Origin of the sequence: Micromonospora taraxaci, from assembly GCF_007830095.1 — a bacterium.
GTDB lineage: Bacteria > Actinomycetota > Actinomycetes > Mycobacteriales > Micromonosporaceae > Micromonospora > Micromonospora taraxaci.
In genome coordinates this window covers 3,688,649-3,713,871 of record NZ_VIWZ01000001.1, presented here as the reverse complement: position 1 = coordinate 3,713,871, position 25,223 = coordinate 3,688,649, and the positions used below count along the sequence as shown (strand labels likewise).

At 73.3% G+C, this 25,223-nt stretch carries 21 protein-coding genes; 6 read left to right on the top strand and 15 right to left on the bottom strand.

Annotation, left to right across the window (positions count from 1 at the left end; all coding sequences use genetic code 11):
- Nucleotides 1-82: 82 nt before the first annotated feature.
- The 3 genes from egtA to FHU34_RS16985 all read right to left on the bottom strand — a co-directional run bounded on the left by egtA (nucleotide 83) and on the right by FHU34_RS16985 (nucleotide 2,898).
- The gene (gene egtA / locus FHU34_RS16995) at nucleotides 83-1,318 is read right to left on the bottom strand and encodes an ergothioneine biosynthesis glutamate--cysteine ligase EgtA (protein ID WP_145785636.1); all 1,236 of its coding nucleotides are present in this window, start codon (nucleotides 1,316-1,318) and stop codon (nucleotides 83-85) included.
- Nucleotides 1,319-1,475: 157 nt separating this feature from the next.
- A complete protein-coding gene (locus tag FHU34_RS16990; protein ID WP_145781654.1) occupies nucleotides 1,476-2,249 on the bottom strand; it encodes a hypothetical protein in 774 nt (257 codons plus the stop codon).
- Nucleotides 2,250-2,265: 16 nt separating this feature from the next.
- A complete protein-coding gene (locus FHU34_RS16985) occupies nucleotides 2,266-2,898 on the bottom strand; it encodes an RNA polymerase sigma factor (protein ID WP_145781652.1) in 633 nt (210 codons plus the stop codon).
- A 530-nt stretch (nucleotides 2,899-3,428) separates the two neighbouring features.
- On the opposite strand from FHU34_RS16985, the gene FHU34_RS16980 reads away from it, so the two are divergent.
- Nucleotides 3,429-4,805 carry a serine/threonine-protein kinase gene (locus FHU34_RS16980; protein WP_145781649.1) on the top strand — a complete coding sequence of 459 codons (1,377 nt, stop codon included), beginning with the start codon at nucleotides 3,429-3,431 and terminating at the stop codon, nucleotides 4,803-4,805.
- A 124-nt stretch (nucleotides 4,806-4,929) separates the two neighbouring features.
- Nucleotides 4,930-6,192: a nucleotide sugar dehydrogenase gene (locus FHU34_RS16975; protein WP_145781647.1), complete on the top strand. Its 1,263-nt coding sequence runs from the start codon at nucleotides 4,930-4,932 to the stop codon at nucleotides 6,190-6,192.
- A gap of 80 nt (nucleotides 6,193-6,272) precedes the next feature.
- Here FHU34_RS16975 and FHU34_RS16970 read toward each other — a convergent pair whose 3' ends face one another.
- From FHU34_RS16970 to FHU34_RS16955, 4 genes are all read right to left on the bottom strand, one after another.
- A complete protein-coding gene (locus FHU34_RS16970; protein WP_145781645.1) occupies nucleotides 6,273-8,747 on the bottom strand; it encodes an ABC transporter permease in 2,475 nt (824 codons plus the stop codon).
- Between the two features lie 147 nt (nucleotides 8,748-8,894).
- The gene (locus FHU34_RS16965) at nucleotides 8,895-9,560 is read right to left on the bottom strand and encodes a response regulator (RefSeq protein WP_145781643.1); all 666 of its coding nucleotides are present in this window, start codon (nucleotides 9,558-9,560) and stop codon (nucleotides 8,895-8,897) included.
- The gene (locus tag FHU34_RS16960; RefSeq protein WP_145781641.1) at nucleotides 9,557-10,777 is read right to left on the bottom strand and encodes a sensor histidine kinase; all 1,221 of its coding nucleotides are present in this window, start codon (nucleotides 10,775-10,777) and stop codon (nucleotides 9,557-9,559) included. Before FHU34_RS16960 ends, FHU34_RS16965 begins: the two co-directional genes overlap by 4 nt.
- A gap of 49 nt (nucleotides 10,778-10,826) precedes the next feature.
- Nucleotides 10,827-11,534, bottom strand: a complete 708-nt coding sequence (locus FHU34_RS16955; protein WP_145781639.1) for a DUF305 domain-containing protein — start codon at nucleotides 11,532-11,534, stop codon at nucleotides 10,827-10,829.
- Nucleotides 11,535-11,672: 138 nt separating this feature from the next.
- On the opposite strand from FHU34_RS16955, the gene FHU34_RS16950 reads away from it, so the two are divergent.
- Nucleotides 11,673-13,118, top strand: coding sequence for an LVIVD repeat-containing protein (locus FHU34_RS16950; RefSeq protein ID WP_145781637.1), 1,446 nt, complete (start codon nucleotides 11,673-11,675; stop codon nucleotides 13,116-13,118).
- A 182-nt stretch (nucleotides 13,119-13,300) separates the two neighbouring features.
- Complete coding sequence (locus tag FHU34_RS16945) at nucleotides 13,301-14,512, top strand: ArsB/NhaD family transporter (protein ID WP_145781634.1); 1,212 nt, start codon at nucleotides 13,301-13,303, stop codon at nucleotides 14,510-14,512.
- Nucleotides 14,513-14,546: 34 nt separating this feature from the next.
- Here the strand turns inward: FHU34_RS16945 and FHU34_RS16940 are convergent, their stop codons facing one another.
- The 8 genes from FHU34_RS16940 to FHU34_RS16905 form a co-directional block, all read right to left on the bottom strand.
- Nucleotides 14,547-16,136 (bottom strand): asparagine synthetase B family protein, encoded by a 1,590-nt coding sequence (locus tag FHU34_RS16940; RefSeq protein ID WP_145781632.1) that lies wholly within the window; start codon nucleotides 16,134-16,136, stop codon nucleotides 14,547-14,549.
- A 4-nt stretch (nucleotides 16,137-16,140) separates the two neighbouring features.
- Nucleotides 16,141-17,109 (bottom strand): DUF5715 family protein, encoded by a 969-nt coding sequence (locus FHU34_RS16935; RefSeq protein WP_145781630.1) that lies wholly within the window; start codon nucleotides 17,107-17,109, stop codon nucleotides 16,141-16,143.
- 101 nt (nucleotides 17,110-17,210) lie between these two features.
- Entirely contained in the window at nucleotides 17,211-18,020 is an 810-nt protein-coding gene (locus FHU34_RS16930) for an isocitrate lyase/PEP mutase family protein (RefSeq protein ID WP_145781629.1), read from the bottom strand.
- Nucleotides 18,017-19,063, bottom strand: a complete 1,047-nt coding sequence (locus tag FHU34_RS16925) for a cytochrome P450 (RefSeq protein ID WP_244311706.1) — start codon at nucleotides 19,061-19,063, stop codon at nucleotides 18,017-18,019. The genes FHU34_RS16930 and FHU34_RS16925 overlap by 4 nt, the downstream gene beginning before the upstream one ends.
- Before the next feature lie 60 nt (nucleotides 19,064-19,123).
- The gene (locus FHU34_RS16920) at nucleotides 19,124-19,864 is read right to left on the bottom strand and encodes an ArsR/SmtB family transcription factor (RefSeq protein WP_145781627.1); all 741 of its coding nucleotides are present in this window, start codon (nucleotides 19,862-19,864) and stop codon (nucleotides 19,124-19,126) included.
- A 33-nt stretch (nucleotides 19,865-19,897) separates the two neighbouring features.
- Nucleotides 19,898-20,416 (bottom strand): 2'-5' RNA ligase family protein, encoded by a 519-nt coding sequence (locus FHU34_RS16915; RefSeq protein WP_145781625.1) that lies wholly within the window; start codon nucleotides 20,414-20,416, stop codon nucleotides 19,898-19,900.
- Between the two features lie 155 nt (nucleotides 20,417-20,571).
- Nucleotides 20,572-21,177, bottom strand: a complete 606-nt coding sequence (locus FHU34_RS16910) for a response regulator transcription factor (RefSeq protein WP_088989493.1) — start codon at nucleotides 21,175-21,177, stop codon at nucleotides 20,572-20,574.
- Entirely contained in the window at nucleotides 21,174-22,328 is a 1,155-nt protein-coding gene (locus FHU34_RS16905) for a sensor histidine kinase (RefSeq protein ID WP_208745018.1), read from the bottom strand. The genes FHU34_RS16910 and FHU34_RS16905 overlap by 4 nt, the downstream gene beginning before the upstream one ends.
- A gap of 131 nt (nucleotides 22,329-22,459) precedes the next feature.
- Between FHU34_RS16905 and FHU34_RS16900 the strand changes: the two genes are divergently transcribed.
- A complete protein-coding gene (locus FHU34_RS16900; RefSeq protein WP_208745017.1) occupies nucleotides 22,460-23,374 on the top strand; it encodes a hypothetical protein in 915 nt (304 codons plus the stop codon).
- Between the two features lie 95 nt (nucleotides 23,375-23,469).
- Nucleotides 23,470-25,203, top strand: a complete 1,734-nt coding sequence (locus tag FHU34_RS16895) for a DEAD/DEAH box helicase (RefSeq protein ID WP_145781622.1) — start codon at nucleotides 23,470-23,472, stop codon at nucleotides 25,201-25,203.
- The last annotated feature ends 20 nt before the right edge of the window (nucleotides 25,204-25,223 follow it).

The window sequence follows — 25,223 nt, the reverse complement described above, 5'->3', positions numbered from 1 at the left end:
AACCCCGGCTCACTCCTCGCACTCACCGAACCTCCTGCCGTTCGCGACTGCGGGGCTCGCAACCCCGGCTCACTCCTCGCACTCACTGGTCCCCCTGCTTCGTGGCGGTCAGCCGCCGTCGTACCCCTCGCTCGATCTCTTCCTGGGTGTCGACCGGCAGGCCCAGCCGGGGCAGGACGGTCAGGGCCAGGTCGAGCAGGCCCGTCGCGGCGGCGGCCAACGCGGGGTCGGCCAGGCCCCTGCGGGCGGCGGCCGACCAGCGGTGCGCCACCGGGGCCGAGATGGCGTACGCCCCCCGCACTGTGCCCGGGTCGTGGAAGAGGGCACTCAGCACCGTCAGCGGGAGTCGCCAGTCCCGCTCGGGCTGGGCGTCCAGGTAGCGCAGCTCCAGGTATCCGCGCGGCCGCACCGGCGGGAAGAGCGTGCTGACGTGGTAGTCGAGGTCATCGGTGGTGGGCGGCTGCGGCAGAGCGCCGTCGAGCCAGTCGGCGAAGGTCACACCGGGCGGGACGGTCCAGTCCGAGCCGTGCCGACGCCGGCAGAGCAACGGCGCGGCCAGCACGTACCGGATCCAGGTGTCCCTCGGATTCTCAGCGGCGTCGCCGGGCGTCCAGACCGGTCGGGTGCGGGCCGGGTCGATGGCCAGCCAGGCGGCCATCCGGGCACTGGCCCAACCGGTGCGACGCCCTGCGTGCCGGGTGGCGGAGGCGAACGCCGCGAGCAGCGGCGGGCCCACGGCGTGGGCTGCGGCCCACCGGTCGGCAACCTGCTCCGGCTCGCCGGCGTCGAGACAGACCTGCAGGCCGGCGGTGCTGTACATCATGACGCGGCCGGCCGGACCACGCCGGTCGAAGGCGGCGCGCATCGCGCGGTAACGGGGAGTTTCCACCACCGGATGAGGCCGCCGGTGTGGGTCGATGCCGCTGCGGCCAAGGACCAGACCGGCGGCAGCCAGCAGGTCGGTGACCTGGGCAATGTCAGCCTCGGTGGCCTGGATCAACGCGGCGGTCGAGGGTCGGGGCGGGGTGGAGATCTCCAACTGGCCGCCCGGCTCCAGGGTCACCACGCCGCCGTCTCGCAGCGGCTCGGCCGGGCTGGTGGGATCCAACGTGGCGGGGCTGTGCCGCCCCAGCGCCGCCCTCAGCCGCCCCGGGTCGACGGGACGGACGGGATCGGCGGCGTCGTGCACGGTCCATTCCAGTTCGACACCGGTGTGGGTCGGTGGACCGGTCTTGAAGCAGATCCGGGCAAGGTGTCGGCCTGCGGCTGCTGACTCACGCAGGATGGCGCTGCGCTCCAGCTCGGGTGACGTCACCAACGGTCGGGGCCCCCTCTCCAGGTGCCGGCTCAGCGACACCGTGTCACGGTAAACCCACCCACCGACACCCTCGGAGGGCGTGCACGGAGCCACCAACCTCTGTCCGACAGACGAATTTCCCATGCCGGGCGGAACTAACCACCCGGGCGGCCACCGCTCACTGCGGGGTGCGGCGCTCTGACGGGGGGCGCGGCGCTAGGGTCTTCGCCGGTGCGGAGGGCTTCGCTTCCGGCACCAGCCGGTGGCAGTACTCCTCGACCCGCTCGGCACCACCGGCGGCGGTCACCAGCCGCTCGAAGCCCGGCGTCCGCAATGCCTTCTCCCGCTGGTCGGGCTTCTTGGCCAGCCACGAACGGCACTGGCCGTGCAACGGGCCGGCGGCCGGGCTGTGGGCCGGTGGCACTGCCGCTGACGGCGTGCCGGGCGACGGTGGGCGGGGCGACGCGGTGTCGCGCGCCGGCGTCGACGCCGGCGACCGGGTGTTGTCTCCGGACCGGGGCGAATCCGGCGTCGGCGACGCTCGGTGCGGTTCCGGTGCGACAGGTACCGGTATCCAGTCCTGTCGGACCGCGGCGAAGGCGGCGCCGGCCGTGGCGGTGACCGCGACCGCGCCGATCCAGGCCGCCGCGCCGGTGGTCAGCCGTCGACGGCGCGCCCGGTGGGGCACCGACGGCGACGGTTCGGCCCGGGCGGCCCGGAACGCGGCCAGCGCGGCCTCCTCTCCGGCCAGTTCCCCGGGTCGGACCGGGCCGGCGGCCGCAGCGAGCAACCGGGCAACCGGCTCGGCCGGGGTGGACCCCGGGACCGGGGGGGACGGCACGTCGGTGTCCACCGGGGTAGCGGCCGATCCAGGCCGGGTGCCCCCCTCGGGCTGGGCGGAGTCGAGCAGCCGTTCGGTGTCGGCGTGGTCGGCCCGCCGGAACGGGTTCATCGGAAATCCCCTCATGTCAGCCGTCCGCCGGCTCGGTGCGCGACGCCCGAAAGGCGGGGCTGCTGCCCGTCCGGGGTGGCGGCACCCCGTCGACCCCGACCGGCAGTTCACCCGAATCCGCCCGCTCCAGCAGGGCTGCGAGTCGTCGCAGGCCTCGGTGGGCGGCGGTCCGGACGGCACCGGCCCGACGGCCCAGCACCCGGCCGGCGGATCCCGCGTCGAGCCCGACCACGGCCCTCAGCAGCACCGCTTCGGCCTCACGGGGAGGGAGGGTGGCGATCAGCGCGAGGGCGGTCTCGGTGCCGATCGTCTCGCTGGCCCCCTCCGCGGTGTCCGCGTCGCTGGCCAGGTGGACGAGCGCCTGCACCGGGACGGGGAGGGCCGGGCGGCGGCGCAGCCGGCGCAGGTGGTCCATCGCCCGGTTACGGGCGATGGTGACGACCCACGCGCGGAACTCGCCACCGGTGAACGTCGGCAGGTCGCGGGATATCTGCAGCCAGGACTCCGAGGCGACGTCCTCGGCGTCCGCGCCGACGAGGGCGGTGAGGTACCGCAGGAGTCCCGGCTGGAGGGTGCGGTAGAGGAAACGGAACGCGTCCTCGTCCCCACCCTGTGCCGCGCTGACCGCCTCCGACAGGTCGCCGGTCATCCGCGACCCGTGGACTGCCCGGGACGTGCCGACCTCTGCTGCCTCACCGAGGCAGACCACGGGGAACGAGACGCCGAACCGACCAGTTCCCGCACCCGTACCGCCCCCCGCCGCTCTGATCGCGCCCGCGACCCGGGTGGACCGGGCCGGATGTCCGGGCCACCGCCACGGTGGTCGGCGGCGCGCGCCGAAGTCGCCGGGGACCCGAGCCGGGCTAACGCTAGGAGGGGACCGGCGACGCGACAAGCCGGCACCGCGTCACGGAAGAGTGACAATTATCAACCCTGCCGAACGGCGCGTCGGCGTAACAATCCGTGACCCGGGGCAGTGATCCATGCCCGGTCCCGGCTTTTGGCGGCCCGTCGGGCGTCCGCGCGCGCAGGGATGTCAGCTTTGGTCACCGCACGTCGTCACCGCGTCACAGGAACGTGGCGTCCACACAGGTCAGGGCGGACGCCGCGAGGCGTGTCACCCGCGCGGACGACAGGCTGCGGTGCGCCGTACAGCGCCACTCTAGGTACGGTAATGCGGTGTTGTCATCGGAGGTCGTGCTCAGCGGTCGCTACCGCTTGGACGAACGTGTCGCCACTGGCGGTATGGGCGACGTCTGGCGTGCCTCCGACCTGATCCTCGGCCGGCAGGTCGCGGTCAAGGTTCTGCTGCCCGCACTGGTCTCCGACCCGGATTTCATCGCCCGGTTCCGGGCCGAGGCCCGGATCATGGCGGCGCTGCGTCACCCGGGCATCGTGCAGGTCTTCGACTGCGGCGCCGACGACCTGCCCGGCGACGGCGGCCGAGCAGACTACCTCGTGATGGAGTTCGTCGCCGGCGAGCCGCTGTCCAAGCGGATCGAGACGGCTGGCCGGCTCGACGTGGCCGAGACGATGTCGATCGTGGCCCAGGCGGCCGCCGCGCTCAACGCCGCGCACCGCGGTGGCATCGTGCACCGGGACGTCAAGCCCAGCAACCTGCTGGTGCAGGAGGACGGCACCGTCGTCCTGGTGGACTTCGGTGTGGCCCGTTCCACCGACATCACCAGCATCACCAGCACCAACGCGGTGCCCGGCACCGCCCTCTACATGGCACCCGAGCAGGCGGCCGGTCGGCCGGTGAGTGGTGCCACCGATATCTACGCGCTGGGTGCGGTCACCTACTGCTGCCTCACCGGCAGTCCGCCGTTCACCGGCGACAACCCGCTCCAGGTCGCCGTGCGGCACCTGGACGACGAACCGCCCGAGCTGCCGCACGAGATCCCGGAGGCGGTCCGCGCCCTGGTGTCCCGGGCCCTGGCGAAGGATCCGCTGGACAGGTTCAGCAGCGGGGCGGCGATGGCCGAGGCCGCCCGGACCGCGGTCACCGGCGGCGAGCCTCCGACGGCGATGGCCACACCGGTTGCCCTGCGCGACGCCGGCCCGGGCACCCGTACCGACGTGCCGGCCGGCGCGGCGGTGGCGAGCGGGGGGCAGGCCGGGCGTCAGCGGCGGCGGGGTCCGCTGGTCGGCGCGGCCGCGGCCGTACTGGTCGCGCTGGTCGGGCTCGGTGCCGCTCTGGGCGCGGCGCGCCACACCGGCGAGAACCCGGCGGTCAAACTGCCCACCACCTCGCCGACTGTCGCGCCGAGCGGCCCGCAGGAGCTGCCGGCCGCGAACGAGCAGGTCTCCACCGGTGACCCCGGCCGGCCTGATCGGCCGCCTGTCCCGGGCAACTCCCCGTCCGCCTCGGTCTCCACCACGCCGAGCACGCAGCCCAGCCAGACGACCAGTTCACCGACTCCGACGGGGACGCCGACCGGGCCCACCGCGCCCACAGGTGGTCCGACCGGCGAACCGAGCACCCCGCCGACGTCGGCCACGCCCACGGCGACGGAGAGCACGCCGACCATTCCGGAGGGCGCGGGCGGCGAGTAATCCGCCGCCCGCCGCTCCTCGGCACAGTCCCACCAGCACCGATATCCCCAAAACGGACTTACGTCGCTGAAGACGCCTCTAGGCTCTCTGCAGGCCATTTCCACCAACTGCCGCAGGAGCCTGGGTGAGCGTTGACAAGCTGGTCGTGATTGGTCAGGGGTACGTCGGGCTGCCGCTGGCCCTGCGAGCCGTCGAAGCGGGGCTGGACGTGGTGGGTCTCGACGTCGACGCCGACCGGGTGAAGCGTCTCGCCTCCGGCGAGTCGTTCATCGAGGACATCCCGACCGACCGGCTGGGCCGGGCGTTGAGCAGCGGCCGGTACAACCCCAGCACGGAGTACTCCGACGCGGAGGGCTTCGACATCTGCGTCATCACCGTGCCGACCCCGCTGCGCGACGGCACTCCCGACCTGAGCTTCGTCGAGCAGGCCGGTATCGGTATCGGTCCGTACGTCCGGCCGGGTTGCACGGTCGTCCTGGAGTCCACCACGTACCCCGGCACCACGGAGGAGTTGCTGCGCCCGCTGTTGGAGTCGGCCAGTGGGCTGACCAGCCCGGGTGACTTCCACCTCGGTTACAGCCCGGAACGGATCGACCCGGGCAACCCGACCTGGAAGCTGGAGAACACCCCGAAGGTGGTCTCCGGGGTGGACCCGGCGTCGCTGGCCCGCGTGGACGAGTTCTACCAGCGCCTCGTGCACCGCACCGTCCCGGTGGACTCCACCCGGGTCGCCGAGTTGACCAAGCTGATCGAGAACACGTTCCGCCAGGTCAACATCGCGTTGATCAACGAGCTGACGATGCTCTCGCACCACCTCGACATCGACGTGTGGCAGGCGATCGACGCCGCCGAGACCAAACCGTTCGGCTTCCTGCCGTTCCGGCCCGGCCCCGGAGTGGGCGGGCACTGCCTGCCGATCGACCCGTGTTACCTGTCGTGGCAGGTCAAGCGCCGCCTCGGCCGGCAGTTCCGGTTCATCGAGCTGGCCAACGACATCAACCACGAGATGCCCGAGCACGTCGCGCAGCGGGTCATGGCGGGACTGAACCGGAAGGGCCGCTCCGTCAGCGGTGCCCGACTGTTGCTGCTCGGACTGGCGTACAAGAAGAACACCGGTGACATGCGGGACTCCCCGGCGGTCGACGTGGCCCGCCGGTTGCAGGCGCTCGGGGCCGAGGTCCACGCGGTGGAGCCGTACGCCGAGCCGCACCAGATCCCGGCCGGGGTCACAGTGGTCGGGCTGTCCGAGCGGGAGGTGAGCGCCGCCGACGGGGTGGTGGTGGTCACCGACCACGACAGCTTCGACTACGACCTCGTGGTCCGGCACGCCAGCTACGTGTTCGACACCCGCAACCGGTGCGTCGGCCCGCTGGTCGAGCGCCTGTAGACCCGGCACCGCTGGCCGGTCCCGCCGGCGACGGGTGGCGGGACCGGCCAGCGGATGTCCGTCCGTGCAGCCGTCCCAGGTCACTGGTCGGCCAGCGCCTCGACGACCGGACGGGACAGCGCTCGACGGGCGGGCAACACGGAGGCGAGCAGGGCGGCCACCACCGCGACGGCGAGGGTCAGACCGAGCTGCGCGAGCGGCAGCACCACGTGGAAGTCCCCGCCGAGGCGGTCCAGCAAAGCCATCGCGGAGGCGCTGACGCCGGTGCCCAGCGCCACGCCGAGCACCGCGCCGACCAGCGCCATCAGCACCGCCTCCACGGCGAGTACGGCCCGCATGCGCCCTCGGCTGAGCCCGACCGCCCGCAGCACGGCGTTCTCCCTGGTCCGCTCGACCACCGACAGGCTCAGCGTGTTCGCCACGCCGACCAGTGCGATCACCACCGCCAAGCCGAGCAGCGCGGTGACGAAGACGAGCAGCATGTCGACGGTGCCGGTCAGCATCTTCTTGTACGCGCCCTGGTCCAACAGGTTCACCGTCGGGTAGCGGCCCAGCACCGTCTCGATCACCTCCCGGGCCTGCTCGGCGCTCACCCCGGCGGCGGGGTCGATCTCGGCCAGGAAACCGCGTTGGTCGGGGAAGAGCGCGGCGAAGTCCGCGTCGGCCATGTCGATGACGTGTCCGGTGGGCGCGCCGTCGCCGGACGTGTCGTCGGTGACCACGGCCGCCACCTGGAACGAGTGGCCTCGCACTGTCACCGGTGAGCCGACCTGCCAGCCGCGTGCCTGCGCCAACTCCCGGTGTACCAGCACCTGCCCCGGCCCGACCCGACCGGCGTCGCCGGCGAGCACCGCGCCCAGGGTCCGGCCGACGAGCGCCGGGTGGGCCGCGCGGATCTCGACGTCGGCGACGACAGTGCTGCGCTGCTCGTGCACGACACCCAACTCGGGTCGGGCGGTGAGCTCGTCGGCGAGCGCGGCCGGCAGGTTCTGACCGATACCGCTGACCACGAAGTCGGTGCCGATCTGGGCGTCCACGCTGCGTTCGATGCCGTCCTTGGTGCTGCGGGCGCCGACCATGAACGCCGACACCAGCCCGATCCCGATCACCAGGGCGGTGGCGCTCGCGGCGACCCGCCGCGGGTTGCGGGTCGTGTTGGCCACCGCCAGGTCGCCGGTCGCCCCGAGCACGCGGCGGGCCGGCCAGCCGAACACCCGGGCCAGGGCCGGAACGAGCACCGGCCCGAACAGGACGATCCCGAAGAAGGCCAGCACCCCGCCGGCCGCCACCAGCAGCAGTTGGCCCGCGCTGGCAGCGCCGATCAGCGCCGCGACACCGACGGCCAGGACCACGGCGCCGACGGCCAGCCGCACCCGACCAGCGGCGCGCGCGGGCTGCACCGCGGCGTCGGTCAGCGCGGCCACCGGGGCGACCCGGGTCCCCCGCCAGGCCGGGAGCAGAGCGGCGCACACGGTCAGCGCGGTGCCCAGGAGCAGTCCGGTGAGGACTGTCGAGCCGGTCACGGTCAGGCCGCCAGCGACCGGCGCGTCCAGTCGGGACATCAACAGTCGCATCCCGCCGGCGAGGACCACCCCGAGCAGCACACCGCACGCGGAGGCCACCAGCCCCAGCACCGCCGACTCCAGCACGGCGGCCCGGAAGACCTGGCCCCGCGTGGCCCCGACCAGGCGTAGCAGGGCGGTGCGCCGCGTGCGCTGCGCCAACACGATCGCGAACGTGTTGGCGATGACGAAACCGGCCACCACAACGGCGACCCCAACGAAGATCAACAGCAGCATCCGGAACTGGTCCACGTTGCGGACCGCGTCCTCGACGGCCTCGTCGAGGATCTGCTGACGGCTCTTCACGACGGCCTCGCCGCCGATCACGGCGCGCAGCCGGTCGGTCAGCGCCGCGACGGAGGCGCCCGGCCGGGCCGCCACCAGAATCCGGCCGTACCCCCGCTCGCCGGTGAGGGCCAGGGCGTCCGGTCCGACCATGCCGACGAACGGGCCGCCGACATCACGGGCGGTGCCCGCCACGTCGACGGTGCCGACCAGGGTGTACGGGCGGGCCGGGCCGCTGGAGCCGCCGACGCGGACCGCGGCGCCGAGCGCGAAGCCCTCCGCGGCGACCGTCGGCGCGTCGAGCACCACCTCTCCGGCGCGGTCGGGCAACCGTCCGGCGACCACGTCGTACGAGCGCAGGGCGTCCTCGGTGGGGATCGCGACGAGCATGGTGAAGCCGAGCACCGGTCGACCGTCGACGCCGAGCACCCCGGCCGTGTTGGTCAGTTCACCGGCCGCCGCGGCCACCCCGTCGACCGCCCTCACCCGGTCGACCAGGGTCGGGGGCAACACCTCCCGGCCGGCCGAGTAGACACCCAGGTCGGTATGGCGGTCGAACGTGCCGGCCCGCTCGTACGTCCCGGCGCGCATCCCGTCGACGAAGATCATGGTGCCGGCGACGAACGCGACGCCGAGCACGACGGCCAGCGCGGAGAGCAGCATGCGCAGCGCTTCGGCGCGCAGCGAGCGCAGGGTCAGGCGGATCAAGCGGGGCTCCCGGTGCAGGTGGCGGATCGGACCCTTCCGACGCTATGACCGACGCCTGTCCGCCCGTCTCCACCTGCGCGCTCGACCCGTGTGCGCCCCGGGTCGCGCCGCGTCCGCCGGTCGCTACGACCCAGGTCGTACGCGGCGTCATCCGCCGGGTGTGACCAACCCGCTCTCGTACGCCAGGACCACCGCCTGAACCCGGTCGCGGAGCTGGAGTTTCGCCAGGATCCGCCCGACGTGTGTCTTCACCGTCGCCTCGGCCACGTGCACCCGGTTGGCGATCTCCGCGTTGGAGAGCCCCTGGGCAACCAGCAGCAGCACCTCCCGCTCCCGTTCGGTGAGCTGTGCGAGTCGAGGGTCGGCGGTCGGCGCGGCGCCGAGCTGCCCGGCGAAACGGTCCAGCAGCCGTCGGGTGATCGACGGGGCTACCACGGAGTCGCCCTGGGCGACCACCCGGATCGCGGCCAGCAGGTCCTCCGGTGGGACGTTCTTGAGCAGGAACCCACTCGCGCCGGCCTGCAGGGCCGCGAACGCGTCGGCCTCGGTGTCGAAGGTGGTCAGGACCAGCACCCGGGGCGGGCCGGCGGGCCGGTCGGCGCAGAGCCGCCGGGTCGCCTCCACCCCGTCCATGGTCGGCATCCGGATGTCCATCACGACGACGTCGGCCTCGGTGCGGGCGAGCACCCGCAGGGCGTCGGCGCCGTCGATCGCCTCGCCGACCACCTTCAGGTCGGGCTGGGAGTCCAGCACCATGCGGAACCCGGCGCGGACCAGCGCCTGGTCGTCCACGATCACCACTCGGATCGTCATGCCGCGATCACCTCCGTTGCCGGCTCCGACGGTAGCGGTAGCCGCACCTCGACCTGCCAGCCCCCGACCGGCCGGGGGCCGGCGGTGAGGCTGCCGTCGTACACCGTCACCCGCTCCCGCATGCCCAGGAGACCGTGACCGCCCGACGGTGCCGGGCTGACCAGTGGGCGGCCCAGCCCGTTGTCGAGGACCCGGACCAGGACGGCCTCGTCGCTGTAGGTCAGGACGACCTCGACGCTGGCGCCGACGCCGGCGTGCTTGAGCGCGTTGGTCAGCGCCTCCTGCACGACCCGGTAGACGGTCAGCTCCAATCCCGGGGGCAGCGCCGGAGGCGCCCCGGTGACGGTGCTGCGGATTCGCAGCCCGGCGTCGTCGAACCGGGCCAGCAGGTCGGGCAGCTCGGCCAGGGCCAGGCGGCGGTGCTCCGGGTCGGCGGCCACCACCAGGCCGTCGGACCCGTCCGCGATGCCCGGTCCGGCGTCGCGGAGGACGCCGACCAGGCGACGCATCTCCTCCAGGGCCTGCCGGCCGGTGTCCGCGACCACCTTCACGGCGGTGCGCGCCTGGGCGGGGTCACGGTCGAACATGAATCGGGCGCCGTCCGCCTGGACGATCATCACCGCCATGCTGTGGGCGACCACGTCGTGCAGTTCCCGCGCGATCCGGGTGCGTTCCTCGGCGACCGCCGCCCGGAACTCGGCCTCCCGTTCACGTTCCAGGGTCGTGGCCCGTTCCTCCAGGCTGAGCACGTAGAGCCGCCGGGTGCGCACGTTCAGCGCGACCAGCCACACCGCGCCGGTGACCAGGGCGTACCACAGCGCGGTGACCCACCACTGGATGACGCCGGGGGTCTGCGCGGCGGCCAGCAGCACGCCCACGGCGGCGACCGCGCCGGCCAGAACCCCGTCGCGGAGCCGCTCGCCGTACTTCACCACGCTGTAGAGCGCGATCAGGACGGCGACGTCGTAGACGAGTGGGCCCCACTCGGCGACCACCTGGACCAGGGCGAGCGCCGCGACCACCACGGTCACCGCGCTCGGGTGGGTACGGCGGAACAGCAGTGCCACCGCCATCCCCACGCCGACCAGGGTGGCCGCCCACCCGCCGGGCTGGTTCACCGCCGAGGCCACGGAGACGAGCACCACCAGGGCGGCGACGGCCACATCGAAGGCGACGCCGCGCAGCGGGCGACCGAACAGGGTGCGTCTCACGGTCACCCAGGGTACGTGCCGGGGTGCTCTCGGCCCGCACGCCCCGCGCCCGGGCTCAGGAGCCGAGGATCTCGCGCATCCGGTCGATCTCGACGGTCTGCTCGGTGGCGACGGCGTTGGCGAACTCGTTGAGTGTCAGGTCGGAGCCGACCGTGAGCAGCTTGGTGGCCATCTCGATGGCGCCCTGGTGATGCTCGGTCATCATCCGGACGAAGAGCCGGTCGAAGTCCGCGCCTCGGGTCGCGGCGAGCTGCCGCATCGCCTCGGGCGACTGCATGCCGCGCATGGTGCCGTGGTCGTGCCCCTGGACCTCCGCCGGGAGGCCACGGGTCTGCAGCCAGCCGCGCATCATGCCCATCTCCGGCCCCTGGCTGGCGCGGATGCGCTCGGCGATCGCACGGACGTCGGGATCGGCGGCCCGGTCCGGGGCGAGCTCCGCCATCGCCAGGGCCTGCGCGTGGTGCGGGATCATCATCTGGACGAACACGACGTCCAGCGAGTTGTGCGGGGCGGGGCCGACGTCACGGACCTCGTGCGCCGGGCGGGTGGCCGCTGTCTCGCCGGGGCGGCCGGGCGCGATGACGGTCAGGTCGGTGGGGACGGGGCTGGCCGTCGGCGGCGCGGTGGAGGTGGCGGGGGCGGAGACCGGCTGCCCGGTGCCCGTGCCGGTGTCGTCGCCGAGACGGATCACCAGGAACGCCACCAGCGGCAACACGAGAGCCAGTGTGACGACTGCCAGGGTGCGCGCGCGCCGATTGGTCATGGGCCACTCCCTGAGGTCGAGGTCACCGCGATGTTATCCATTGAGGAACTCACTTTCATGTGATCCAGCTCACATCGACGTTCTTCGTCGGGCGGTAACGTGTCAACCATCGTCTCCCCCTTGCGAAGGGCCCCGCCGATGATCAGACTCCACAAGCCACGGTTACGACAACTGCGCGTCGTGGCGGTCGCCACGACCGGCCTCCTCGTCGCCAGCGCCCTCGTCGCCCCGGCGAGCAACGCGCAGACGGTGCCGCAGGCGGCCCCGGCCCCCGCGCTCACCAACACGATCCCCGGCGTCGACGAGATCGTGAGCAGCCCCAACCTGCGCCAGATCGCCAACGTGCCCAAGGTCGCCCCGTTGGACGCCACCAACAGCGACATCGCCTTCCAGGGCAAGTACGCGTTCGCCGGCAACTACAACGGCTTCGTCATCTACGACATCTCGCGGCCCAGCGCTCCGACGGTCAAGGCCCGGGTGCTCTGCCCGGGGTCGCAGAACGACATCTCCGTCCACGGTGACCTGCTGTTCCTCTCCACCGACTCGTCCCGCAGCGACGACTCCTGCAACAGCACCACGCAGGGGGCGGACGTGAAGGGCTCGTGGGAGGGGATCAAGGTCTTCGACATCAAGGACAAGGCCAACCCGCGCTACATCAAGTCCGTCGAGACGGCCTGCGGCTCGCACACCCACACGCTGGTGCCGGGCAAGGACCGCAAGGCCGTCTACCTGTACGTCTCCTCGTACAGCCCGCGGGCCGAATTCCCGGACTGCCAGCCGCCGCACGACTCCATCTCCATCATCAAGGTGCCGCTGAAGAAGCCGACCGACGCCGCGGTGATCGCCGCACCGAACCTCTTCCCGGACGGCGGTTTCCCGGGCAGTGAGACCGGCTCGGCGACGACCGGCTGCCACGACATCACCGTCTACCCGGCCAAGGACCTGGCCGCCGGCGCGTGCATGGGTGACGGCATCCTGCTCGACATCAAGAACCGGGAAGCACCTCGGGTCATCAACCGGGTCCGGGACGAGGTCAACTTCGCGTTCTGGCACTCGGCCACCTTCAACAACGCCGGCACCAAGGTGATCTTCACCGACGAGCTGGGCGGTGGCGGGGCGGCGACCTGCAACGAGACCGTCGGCCCGAACCGGGGCGCGGACGCCATCTACGACATCTCCGGCCGTGGCAACGCGCGGAAGATGACCTTCCGCAGTTACTACAAGATCCCCCGGGCGAACGCCGACACCGAGAACTGCGTGGCGCACAACGGCTCGCTGATCCCGGTGCTCGGTAAGGACATCATGGTCCAGGCGTGGTACCAGGGCGGCATTTCGGTCTGGGACTTCACCGACTCGGCCAAGCCGAAGGAGATCGCCTTCTGGGAGCGTGGTCCGCTCTCGGCCGACCGACCCGTCGGCGGCGGCACCTGGTCCGCGTACTACTACAACGGCCACATCTACTCCAACGACATGGTGAAGGGCCTGGACGTCCTGGAGCTGAACGACTGGCGCACCTGGACGGCCAAGCTGACCCGCTACCAGGAGCTCAACGTGCAGACCCAGCCCAGCTACCTCGGCTGGTAGGCACCGAGCACGCAACCGGGCCCGGTCCCCGATCGTCGGGGGCCGGGCCCGGCCACGTCCGGACGGGTGCCCACCGCATCGATCCGCCTGCCCTCGTCGGCGGCGGCGCAAACGGTGGGGCTGGTCACCAGCGCGTGGGGTTGCCGGGCAGCTGACCAGGGGCTGTGCCAACGTGAGCAGATGTGACGCTTGCAGCCCCGCCCGAACCGACCACGCGTTGGCGGCCCCACCCGCTGGACGTGGCGGCGGCCGTGCTCGCCGTGGTCGGCGCGGCCTGCGCGCTGAGCGGGCTGCTCCCCCGCGCGGAGACCACCCAGACCCTGCACCGGATCCTGCCGCTGCTGCTGTTCCTCGGCACCGTGATCGTGCTGGCCGAGCTGACCGCCGTGGCCGGTGTCTTCGACGTGCTGGCCAGTGGACTGGCCCGGGCCTCCCGGGGCAGTTGGGCGGCGCTGTTCCTGCTCTGCGGCGGTCTCGCCACACTCACCACCCTCGTGCTCAACCTCGACACCACCGCCGTGCTGCTCACCCCGGTGCTGCTCGCGCTGGCCCGGAACCTGCGGATCCCCGCCGCCCCGCTCGCCGTCACCACGGTCTGGCTGGCCAACACCGCCAGCCTGTTGCTGCCGGTGTCGAACCTGACGAACCTGCTGGCGGCCGACCGGGTCGGCCTGGCGCCCCTGACGTACGCGGCCAGGATGGCGTTGCCGCAGATCGCCGCCGTCGCGGTCACCATGGCCGTGCTCTGGTTCGGGTGGTGGCGGCGGGACCGACCCGTCGGCGGACGGTTCGTTCCGCCGGCCCGCCACGTGCCCGCCGATCCGGTGCTGCACCGCACGGCGCTGGCCGGTTGTCTGCTGTTCGTCGCCGGCATCCTCGCCGGAGTGGAGATTGGTCTGGCCTCCACCGTCGCGCTCGCGCTGGTGCTGGTCGGGTTCCTCGTCCGCTCCCCCGCCACGCTGCGCCCGGGGCTGGTCCCGGTGCGCCTGCTCTTCTTCGTCACCGGCCTGTTCCTGGTGGTGCAGACCCTCGGCCGGCACGGTCTGGACGACCTGGTCGGCAACCTGCTCGGCGCCGACGGCGGTGCGCTGGGCGCGCTGCGCGCCGGGGGCACCGGCGCGCTGCTGGCCAACGGGGTGAACAACCTGCCGGCCTACCTGGCCGGCGAGTCGGTGCTGCCGAGCGCTGACCACACCCGCCTGCTGGCCCTGCTGATCGGCACCAACGTCGGCCCGCTGGCCGCCCCCTGGGCGTCGCTGGCCACCCTGCTTTGGTTCGAGCGGTGCCGGGCCGCCGGGGTGGCGGTGCCGGTGACCCGGTTCGTGCTCACCAGCACGCTGCTCGCGGTCACCGGCACGCTCGCCGCTGTCGGCGCGCTGCTGCTGGTGAGCTGAACACCGGCCGACCCGACGCCCGGGTGGCCTCTGTTCAGCGGCGGGCCGGGCGCGGGCCGACCAGTCGACGGACCACCGGCGCGGCGTTCCACTTGGCCGCGCCGACCAGGTCACGGGCGTGCTCCAGGACGGTGTAGTCGGGCCGGCTCAGCCCGTCCGCGATCGCCCGGTCCAGGTCGTTGCCGCAGCGACTGAGGACACTGTCGAAGTCCCGGCGGACCGGCTCCTGCAGGTCGTAGCCGAACGATCGGTGCAGCCGGGCGAAGAGCGGCTTGTACAGCCGTACCCGCTCGTGCAGCCCCGACGAGTAGGACATCGGGTGCTTCGGGCGGCGCAGGATGTAGTCGGGCAGCACGTCCGCGAACGCCCGCCGGACGATCCACTTCTCCTGTCCGTGGCGCAGTTTCAGATCCAGCGGCAGCCGCATCGCCAGTTCCACCACGCTGAGGTCGAGGAACGGCAGCCGCGCCTCCACCCCGTGCCCCATGGCGGCCCGGTCGACCCGCTGCAACTCCGTACGACACAGGTTGCGGATCCGGTGCAGGAACAGCCTGCGCGCCGCGGCGGGGCCGACCTGGTGGTACATCGGGTAGCCGCCGAACAGCTCGTCGGAGCCGTCGCCGGTGAGCACCACCTTGATGCCCAGGTCGCGCAGCCTCCGGAAGATCGGCACCGAGACCACGGCGTTGATGATGTCGCCGTACTCGGTCAGCTCGGAGATCCGGATCGCCTCGCGGACGTCGGCGAGCCGGATGTCGCGCGGACGCAGCTCGACCACCACGTGCGGCACGTCGAGGTCGGCGGCGAGCCGCCGGGCGTACGCCACGTCGGGGCTGTCCGCCACGCCGACCGTCACCGCGACGCAGTCCGGGTGGATGTCGCGTACCTGCCGCAGTGTCAACGAGCTGTCCAACCCACCGGAGAGCACCACCCCGACGGTCAGGTCGGTCTCCACCCGCATCCGGATCGCGTCGCTCAACGCGGCACGGACGAGCAGGGCGGCCTCGTCCGGGTCGTCGATGACCGGCAGACCCGCGCCGATGGTGAGCAGGTCGACGTGCGGCCTCAGTCGCACGTGCCCGTCCACCTCCGCCCAGCCGTGGTGCCCGGGCGGCACCTCGGAGACCGGGGCGCCGTGCCCGACGAGCGCCTTGACCTCGGAGGCGAGGTGCAGGCAGCCGGGGCGGCGGGACCAGTACAGCGGCTTCACCCCGACCGGGTCGCGGGCCAGGTACGTCCGGCCGGTGGCCCGCTCGACGACCGCGAAGGCGTACTCGCCACGCAGCCGGGTCACCGCCGCCTCGCCCCACTGCTGGAACGCGGCGAGCAGCACCTCGGTGTCGCTGTCGGTGCGGAAGGCCTGCCCGAGGCGGGTCAGCTGCGCCCGTAGCTCCCGGTAGTTGAAGATCTCGCCGTTGAAGCAGAGCAGCCAGCGTTCGTCGGTGGAGGTCCACGGTTGCACCGCCCGGTCCCGGTCGACGATCCGAAGCCGGCGGGTGCCGGCGAGCAGACCGTTCTCGGACCGGGTCTCGGTGACCTCACCGCGAGGGGCCAGGACGGCGAGCATCCGCCGGAACGTCGCCGGGTCGGCCTCGGGGCCGATGCTCAACGCGATGCCGCACACCGGGTCAGACCCCCATCTCGGCCTCGTAGGCCCGGCGCAGGCGACGGCGGGCGGTGGGCGCGAGGCACAGGTGCCACGCCTGCCCCTCGTCGATGACGTTCAGCTCTCCGGCCTTCTGCCGGTTGAGCAGCAGTTCCGCCAGGGTGTCCCGCGCTCCGAACCGCTCGAACCAGGCCAGTTCGACGTCGACGGAGTAGCCGAGGCAGTGCCCACTGGGCAGCATCGCGGCGTAGCCCAGGCGGCGCAGCCGGTACTGGTGTTCGGCGCTGCGGACCAGGCTGGTGACCCACAGCGGCGGGGTGGCCGGCGGCGCGGCGGCGGTGAACTCCCGTCCGATGTCGTTGAGCAGCGCCACCACCTCTCGGCGGGCCCGGCGGAACAGCAGCCCCGCCGTACGCGGGGTGACGTCCGGCCGGAGCCGTCGGCGCAGGCCGCGCGCGGCCCGGCCGAGCATGGTGGCGGGCTGCTCCTGGTAGCGGAAGCGCAGCAGGTCGCGGCGGCGCAGCCACTCCAGGTCGACGAGTTCGGCGCTGCCGTTGACCTGGTCGTCGGTGACGAACGTCGGAGCGTCCTGCCACCACAGCACGTCGATGCGCGAGAGCAGGTAGATCCGGACCAGCGCGGTCAGGTCCCTCGCCGAGGTGCGCTCGTTCGGCTGGTAGCGGGCCATTTCCAGCAGCAGCGTCTCGCGGGCGCCGATCAGCCCCTGTGGGGTGGCGTCGAGGACCGCGGCGAGCGCCGGCTCCCGCAGTCGCTCGTCGATGAGCACCTGTCGGGCCCGGGTGCTCGTCGCGTCGGCCAGGGCGCCCACCTCGACCAGGAGTTCGGCCACGGCGGCCCGGTAGGCGGCCAGGTCGGGCTCGGCGGTGGGGAGGCGGCGGGGTGCCGTGCCGGAGGGGCGGCGCCGGGCCGGGGCGGTGGGTGTGGCGGGAGGGCCGGGTTGCTGTCCCGGACTACGGCTGGGCACTCGCATGACGGGGGTCCCTTTCCTCCGGTCCCACATTGGGTACTTCGCCCTGTAACACACCGTAATCGCCGCGACCGGAGCGGACCGAACAATTCTCCTATCTACCCCTAAGGGAGCAAACCGTCCGGTTGCGTCGGTGCCAGCCGTTGCACCTCGGCGTATGACGGCAGCCCCGCCGGGGCTTCGAGCCCGTCGACGCGTACCCCGTCGGCGGCGGTGAGCGCGGCGGCCAGCGCCGCGCGGAACAGCAGCGAGCCGGTGCTGACCCGGGCGATTCCGACCCGGCTGAACTCGTCCAGCCCTGGACCGCCGGGTTGGTACAGCGCGTTCACCGGGGCGTCGATCCGCTCGGTGAGCCCGCGCAGCGTGGCCAGGTCCACGACGCCGGGCACGAAGATCCCGTCGGCGCCCGCCGCCCGGTAGGCGCGAGCCCGGGCGAGGGTCTGCGGCAGCGGGTCGTCCACGCCGAGCCACCAGGTGTCGACGCGGGCGTTGACGAACAGGTCCGGCACGGCCGTCTTCACCGCCGCGACCTTGTCGGCGAGGTGCTCCGGGTCGGCGAGGGTGCCGTCGGCGCGCCCGTCCTCCAGGTTGATCCCGACCACGCCGAGCCCCGCCAGCTCCGCCACGTACCCGGCCACCTCCGCCGGGTCGTCGCTGAACCCGGCCTCCACGTCGACGCTGAGCAGCACCGGCAACCGCGCCAGCCGGCGAGCCAGGGCCAGGGTCTCCCCGGCGGTGGCGGCGGTGCCGTCGGGAAGGCCCGCGGTGGCGGCCACGCCCAGGCTGGTGGTGCCGACCGCCGGGTGGCCCCGCGCGGCGAGCGCCGCGGCCGAGGCGTGGTCCCACGCGTTGGGTAGCAGCAGGGGGCGGCCGCCGTGGTGCAGGGCGTGGAATGCGGCACGAGAGTCGATCATCTGACGCTCACCTCCAGGTCGGTCGGGACACGCAGTGTGGGGTGCGGCTCGTGACGCAGGTCGGTCCGGGTGCGCCGGCAGCGTGCGCGCAGCACGTCGAGCACTCCGGCGGCAAGGGCCAGGGCGTGCCGGTCGCCGGGGCAGCCGCGCTCCCCCGCCCCGAACGTCAGCAGCCCGGCACCGGGGCGACCGGGTCGGAACGCCGCCGGCTCGGTGAACACCAGCGGGTCGCGGTTGGCAGCGTCGAAGCGCAGCAGTACCGGGCTTCCCGCCGGCAGATCCCGTCCACCCAGTCGTACCCCTGTGGTGGTGACGCGCCGGGTCGCCCGCACCGGCGGATCGAGCCGCAGGACCTCCGCCAGCAGCGCGGTGGTCCCCTCCGCCCCAGGCTCGTCCCCGTCGGGCCGGCCGCCGGACGGCGGCAGCAGGTGGTGGGCGGCGGCACCGATCAGGCCGGCCGTCGCGTCGCAGGCCTGGACCAGCAGACCGATCAGGTTCGCCCGGACCTCCGGCGGGCCCGGCGGCACGAGGGCCAGCAACGCCTCCACCGCCGCGTCGGCCCGCCGGGTCGACGCCGGGTCGACCCCCGGGTGGTACGCGGCCGCGACGACGGCGACCGCCGTCCCGGCGGCTGCCGGGTCGGCGAGACCGAGTCGTTCGGCCAGCACCCGCAGCGGCACCGGGCGGGCCAGTTCACGCATCACGTCGAGGCGGTCACCGGCGCGGTCCAGGACGGCGACGGTCCGCTGGGCGGCCTCGCGCCGCAGAGCGTCCGGGTCCAGGTCGGCCAACGCGTCGACCACTGTCGCCCGACGCTGGGCGTGCCGGTGCGGTGCACTGAACCGGCTGACCGAGGCGCGCAGCCAGGCAAGCGTGCCGGGCGGGCCGCTCTCGACGGGCGGTACCCGCAGGTTCGGGTCGGTGAGCGCCGCGCGTACGTCGGCGTGCCTCGTCACCCACCAGCCGTGTTCCGGCACATGTGAGGGTGGGCCGCAGTGCGGCGTTCCCGCGGCGGGGGCGATGTCGGGCCACGTGTCAGTCACCGCACGACGGTAGGACCGGAACACTTCGCTCCCCGCCGAACAGTCGCGCCTCCTGCGGGTTCAGGCACGTCCGCTGGCGGCTGATGGGCTCGGAGTGGGTGCGAGGGTGCCCTCGGGGACGGACAGGGCTACGGCCAGGTCGGTGCGCCCGGTTGGCGTCAGGCGAACCGCCCGGCCGGTGCCCTGGGTGATCCAGCCCAGGTCGGCGAAGCGGCGGCGCAGCGCCGCCCCGAGCGCTCCGGCCAGGTGCGGACGGCGCTCGGTCCAGTCCAGGCAGTCGCGGACCATCGGGCGTCGGCCGGTGGACAGCGCCTGCACGGGTACGCCCAGGTCGGTCGCCCACGCCCACCCGTCGGCGGTCAACGCCAACCCGCTGGACCGGTCCAGCCGACCGTCGGCCACCAGCGCGTCGTACAGCAGCACGCCGAGCCGCCCGGCCAGGTGGTCGTAGCAGGTCCGGGCGTACGTCAGGGCGGCGCTGGCCGTCGCCGCGCGCAGCGAGCCGGTGGGCGCGGGTGGGGCCGGGGCGTGGCCGGCCAGTTGCTCGATCAGCTGGGCCACCGACGGCCCGGCCAGCCGCAGGTAGCGGTGCCGGCCCTGCCGTTCCTCCACGAGCAGCCCGCCCCGCACCAGCCGGGTGAGGTGGTCGCTGGCCGTGGACGGCGCGACCCCGGCACGCCGGGCGAGCTCCCCGGCGGTCCACGCCCGACCGTCGAGCAGCGCGACGCAGATGCCGGCTCGGGTGCCGTCGGCCAGCAACGCGGCCAACTCGGCCATCGCCCGGCCCTCGGTAGCACTCATGACGCCATCATCACCCCCAGCACCGCGACAACCTCAGCGGAGTCGGGTCAACGGGGACACCGTCCGGTCCGTGCCGTCGTAGCTGCGAGCGCCGTCGAACGAGCCCGCCGGGCGCTGCCCGCCCGCGACGGCCCGGGCCAGCCGTAGGTCCGCGTTGCGGAACCGGAGCGCCAGGCTCAGGTGCGGCACCCAGGCACCCGGCGCGTGCCACGGACGCTGCCCCTCGGTGTCGGCGAGGACGTCCCAGACGGCGGCGTGCAGCGCGGTCAGCACGGGCGTGGGTCGGACGAGCCAGACCAACGGGGCGCTGCCGTCGAGAACCACGACGCGGTCGAGGGTGACCGGCACCGGCAGCGCGTCGTCGAACAGGTCGGCCAGACGGCGCTCGACGCCGGGTGGAAGATCGTCCACCGCGGCGAGGGTGAGGTGCGGCCGGTTGGTCGGATGGATGTTGCGGGCCAGGCTGGGCAGACCCGCCGCCGCCAGCCGCACCCAGGTCGACCGGATTGCCGTCTCCAACCCGGGCGAGCAGACGAGTTCCACCGTACGCACGCGCCTACGCTAACGGGACGGGTCGCCAGCCGAACGCCGGACTGGCGCGCCGGCCGACCCCGGTCACTGGAGCAATCTTGGACAGTTTCCGTTCTCGCGGAACGGAAAGTGTCCGAGACCTACGCGTCGGACACCGAGATGGTCGTCGGCGCGGATCAGAGCCAGCCGTTGTCCCGGGCGGCACGGACCGCCTCGGCCCGATCGGCGGCACCGAGTTTCTGAACGGCCGCCGACAGGTGGTTGCGGACCGTGCCGGTGGACAGGTGCACCCGGCGGGCGATCACCGCCACCGGTGCGCCGAACTCGGCCAGCCGCAGCGTCTCCAACTCCCGAGGCGTGAGCGGGCACGCCGGCAGCGTCAGCGCGTCGGCGGCCAGCGACGGGTCGACGTACCGGCCGCCGGCGTGCACCCGGCGGATGACGTCGGCGAGCGCCCCGCCGGGCGAGCCCTTGGGCACGAAGCCCCGCGCCCCGGCGGTCAACGCCTGGCGGAGGTGCCCGGGCCGACCGTGCCCGGTCAACACGACCACCGCGCACTCAGGACGGACGCGCGCCAGCTCGGCGGCGACGGCGATGCCGTCCAGACCGGGCATCTCCAGGTCCACCACGGCGACGTCCGGGCGGTGCGCGATCGTCGCGGTGACCGCCGTCGGCCCGTCGGCGGCGTGGGCCACCACGTCGATGTCGGGTTCGAGGCCGAGCAGCGCGGCGACCGCCACCCGGATCAGGTCCTCGTCGTCGGCCAGCAGGACGCGGATCACGACGGCACCGGCACTGTAGCCTCGACTGTGAACACCGCGTCCTGGCGACGTACCCGCAGCTCTCCCCCGGCCGCGGCCAACCGGTCGGCCAGACCCCGCAGGCCGTGGCTGTGCTCGTCCGGGCCGCTCTCGCCGGCGCCGTCGTTGGCCACCGTCATCCTGGCCACGTTGCCCTCCCGGTCGATGTGGATCCGGCACCAGTCGGCGCGGCTGTGCCGCAGCACGTTGGTGCTTGCCTCGCGCAGCACCGCCGCCAGTTCGGTCGCGGCCGGCTGCGGCAGGTCCACCGGTGACGGCGGCACCATGCAGCGCACTCCGCACGACCGGAGCACCTCCGCCACGGCGGCCAACTGCTCGCCGAGGTCGACCGCGCGGTAGCCGTGCACGCTCTCGCGGACCTCGGCGAGCGCGGACGCGGCGAGCCGCTGCACCTCGGCGGCCTCCCGACCGGCCCGAACCGGGTCGACCGGGGCGAGCCGTGCGGCGAGTTCGGCTTTCAGCGCGATCACCGTGAGACTGTGCCCCAGCAGGTCGTGCACGTCGCGGGCGAAGCGCAGCCGCTCCTCGGCGGCGGCCAGCCTGCCCTGGGCGGCCTGTCCCTGCCGGGCCTCTACCAGCAGGTCCCAGAACCAGACCTGGAACCTGTTCACCGCCGCCACGCCGACCCCGATCCCGCCCGTGACGGCCAGGGAACGTCCGACCGATCCGCCGGTCCACCAGGCCACCGTCGCCGAGACCAGGAGGGCGCCGGCGGTGACCGCCAACGCTCCGGGGAGGCGGACCACCAACGGGGCCATCCCGACCAGGGAAGCGCCGAGCCACGCCCAGGTCGGCCAGACCCCGGCCGCGACCGGGGCCACCAACGGCACGGTCAGTACCGCCACGACGGCCAGGCCGAGCTGGGCGCGCCGCCGCCACCGCTGCGCGAGCCAGGGGGTGACCGCCGCGTACAACACGGCGGTCTGGGTGGCCGCGAAGGCGAGGATGCCGACCGCGCCGAGCGCGACGCGGCCGACGTCCGGTTCACGGCTCAGGCCGACCGCCGGCAGCAGGACGGTCGCCCACATCCCGACGGCCAGCGACAGCAACGTCGCCCGCCGGGCCCGGAGCAACCGGCGGTCCGCCCGGGGAGTCGCCGCCTCGCTCGTCACGCGTCGATCCTAGGACCGCGCGTCGCCCGGTCCACCCATGCGAGTTGTCACGGTCGGACCGTGCGCCGTGCACGAATATCCGGTGACGGACGCGCCTGCCCACCGAGCCGGGGCGCCGGCACTGTCAAGGCATGGAGAACACACGGATGTACGCCGACCCCGCTGCCCGCGTACCGTCGCCCGGGCCGCTGACGACCGACCAGCCGGCGCCCACGGACGCGACGCAGACCGACGTGACGCCGGCCGGCGGTACCCGACGGCTGCTCTGGCATCTCGGCGAGATGGCGCTGGCGATGGTCGCCGGGATGCTGCTGCTCGGGCCGCTGTTCGAGATGGGCGGTGCCGCTCTGGGGGCGACCGACACGCTGGCCCGCCCGGAGGTGGCCGCGCTGGTGATGGCCACCACCATGACCGTCGGGATGACGGTGTGGATGCGCTACCGGGCGCACCACTGGCGTGGGGTCGGCGAGATGGCCGCCGCGATGTACGTCCCGTTCCTGCTGCTGTTCGTGCCGTACTGGACCGGCCTGCTCGACGCCGACGGCCTGCTCCTCGGCGGCCACCTGCTGATGGTGCCCGCGATGGTGCTCGTGGCGGTGCGGCATCGGCACGAGTCGGCGGCGGTAATCCGTCGACACCCGGCCGTGGTGGCGCTCGCCCGCCGCTGGCCGACCGGGCTGGCGCTGCTGGTGACCGCGGACATGTGGCTCGCCCCGGGGGTGCTCAGCCCGTGGACGATGCTGGTGCTGCCCGGTGGCTACCTGCTGATCGGCCTGATCCGGCGCACGCTGCGCGGTCCCGGTGTGCTCGCCACCCAGCTCGCCGGTCTCGCCGTCTGGGGCACCCTGACGCTGGTCGCGGTCGTGGTTGGCGGGCGGAGCGCCGAATGGCTGGTGGCGCTCGGCTGGCTGGCGCACGCCGGGTGGGACCTGGCGCACCACCGGTCCGGCCGGGTGGTGCCGCGCGGCTACACCGAGTTCTGCGGGGTGCTCGACGCGATCCTCGCCGCGGTGATGATCCTGGCGATCCTGAGCACCCCCGCCTGACCGGGACCACCGTTGACGGCGTGCTGGTGGGCACCTGTCGCGTTCATGTGGCGGTCGGCGCAGCGGCCCGGACGGCGTGATGAAAGGCTTGGCGCATGAGTTCCGCACCTGCACAGCACGACGCACCGTCCGACGCCACCCCCGCCGGCACCGACGAGGTGAACGCCTTCACCGAGCTCGGGCTGCGCGCCGAGCTGCTGGGCGCGCTGTCCGCCCTCGGCTACGAGGAGCCCACACCCATCCAGCGGGAGGCGATCCCACCGCTTCTGGAGGGTCGGGACCTACTGGGTCAGGCGGCCACCGGCACCGGCAAGACGGCGGCGTTCGCGCTCCCGCTGCTGAACCTCATGACGGCCCACCGCCGCGACGGTGACCCGGTGGCGCTGGTGTTGGTGCCGACCCGTGAGCTGGCGGTGCAGGTCTCCGAGGCGTTCCACCGCTACGGCAAGGACCTGGGTGCCCGGGTGCTGCCGATCTACGGTGGGCAGCCGATCGGACGGCAGCTGCGGGCACTCGACAGCGGCGTGGACGTGGTGGTGGCCACCCCGGGACGCGCGCTCGACCACATCGCCCGGGGCACCCTGCGCCTCGGTGGGCTGGCCACGGTGGTGCTCGACGAGGCCGACGAGATGCTCGACATGGGCTTCGCCGAGGACATCGAGGCGATCCTGGAACACGCTCCGGCGCAGCGGCAGACGGTTCTCTTCTCGGCCACCATGCCGTCGCGCATCGACGGGATGGCCCGGCAGCACCTGAACGATCCGGTCCGGATCGAGATCGGTCGGGAGCAGCCGGTCGCGGGTGAGGCGCCCCGGGTGCGGCAGAGCGCGTACATCGTGACCCGGGCGCACAAGCCGGCCGCACTTGGTCGGGTGCTGGACGTCGAGTCGCCCACCGCCGCGATCGTGTTCTGCCGCAGCCGGGAAGAGGTCGACCGGCTGACCGAGACGATGAACGGCCGGGGCTACCGCTCGGAGGCGTTGCACGGTGGCATGAGCCAGGAGCAGCGCGACCGGGTCATGGGCCGGCTGCGGGCGGGCACCGCGGACCTGCTGGTGGCCACCGACGTGGCGGCCCGAGGGCTGGACGTCGAGCAGCTCACCCACGTCGTCAACTACGACGTGCCGTCCGCCCCGGAGTCGTACGTGCACCGGATCGGCCGGGTGGGTCGGGCCGGCCGCGAGGGTGTGGCGATCACCCTCGCCGAGCCACGCGAACACCGGATGCTCAAGACCATCGAGCGGGTAACCGGCCAGCGGATCACCATCGACAAGATCCCCACCGTCGCGGACATGCGGACCCGCCGGTTGGAGCTGACCCAGGCGGCGCTGCGGGAGAGCCTGCTGGAGGACGACCTCGACCCGTACCGGGTGATCGTGGAGACGCTCACCGACGAGTTCGACCTGATGGAGGTCGCCCTCGCCGCCGTGAAGCTGGCCCACGAGGTGACGTCGCCCGGCTCCGACGACGAGGAGGAGATCCCGCAGGCGCCGGTTCGCGGTCCCCGCGAGGGTCGACCGGAGTCCGGCGGCCGGGGCGGCGACCGGCGGGGCGGGGGTCGTCCACGTTCCGGCGGTGGCAACACCGTCCAGGTCTTCGTCGGGCTGGGCCGGCGCGCGGGCGTGCGCCCCCAGGACCTGGTCGGCGCGATCACCGGCGAGACCGGGATCCGCGGCCGGGACATCGGCTCGATCGAGATCGCCGACCGGTTCTCGCTGGTGGAGGTGCCACAGGGGGTGGCCGACGAGGTGATCTCCGGGCTGCGGCAGAGCACGATCAAGGGCCGCAAGGCGACGGTGCGTCGCGACCGCGGGGGCGACGAGCGCTGAGCACGACGCCGGCGACCGCC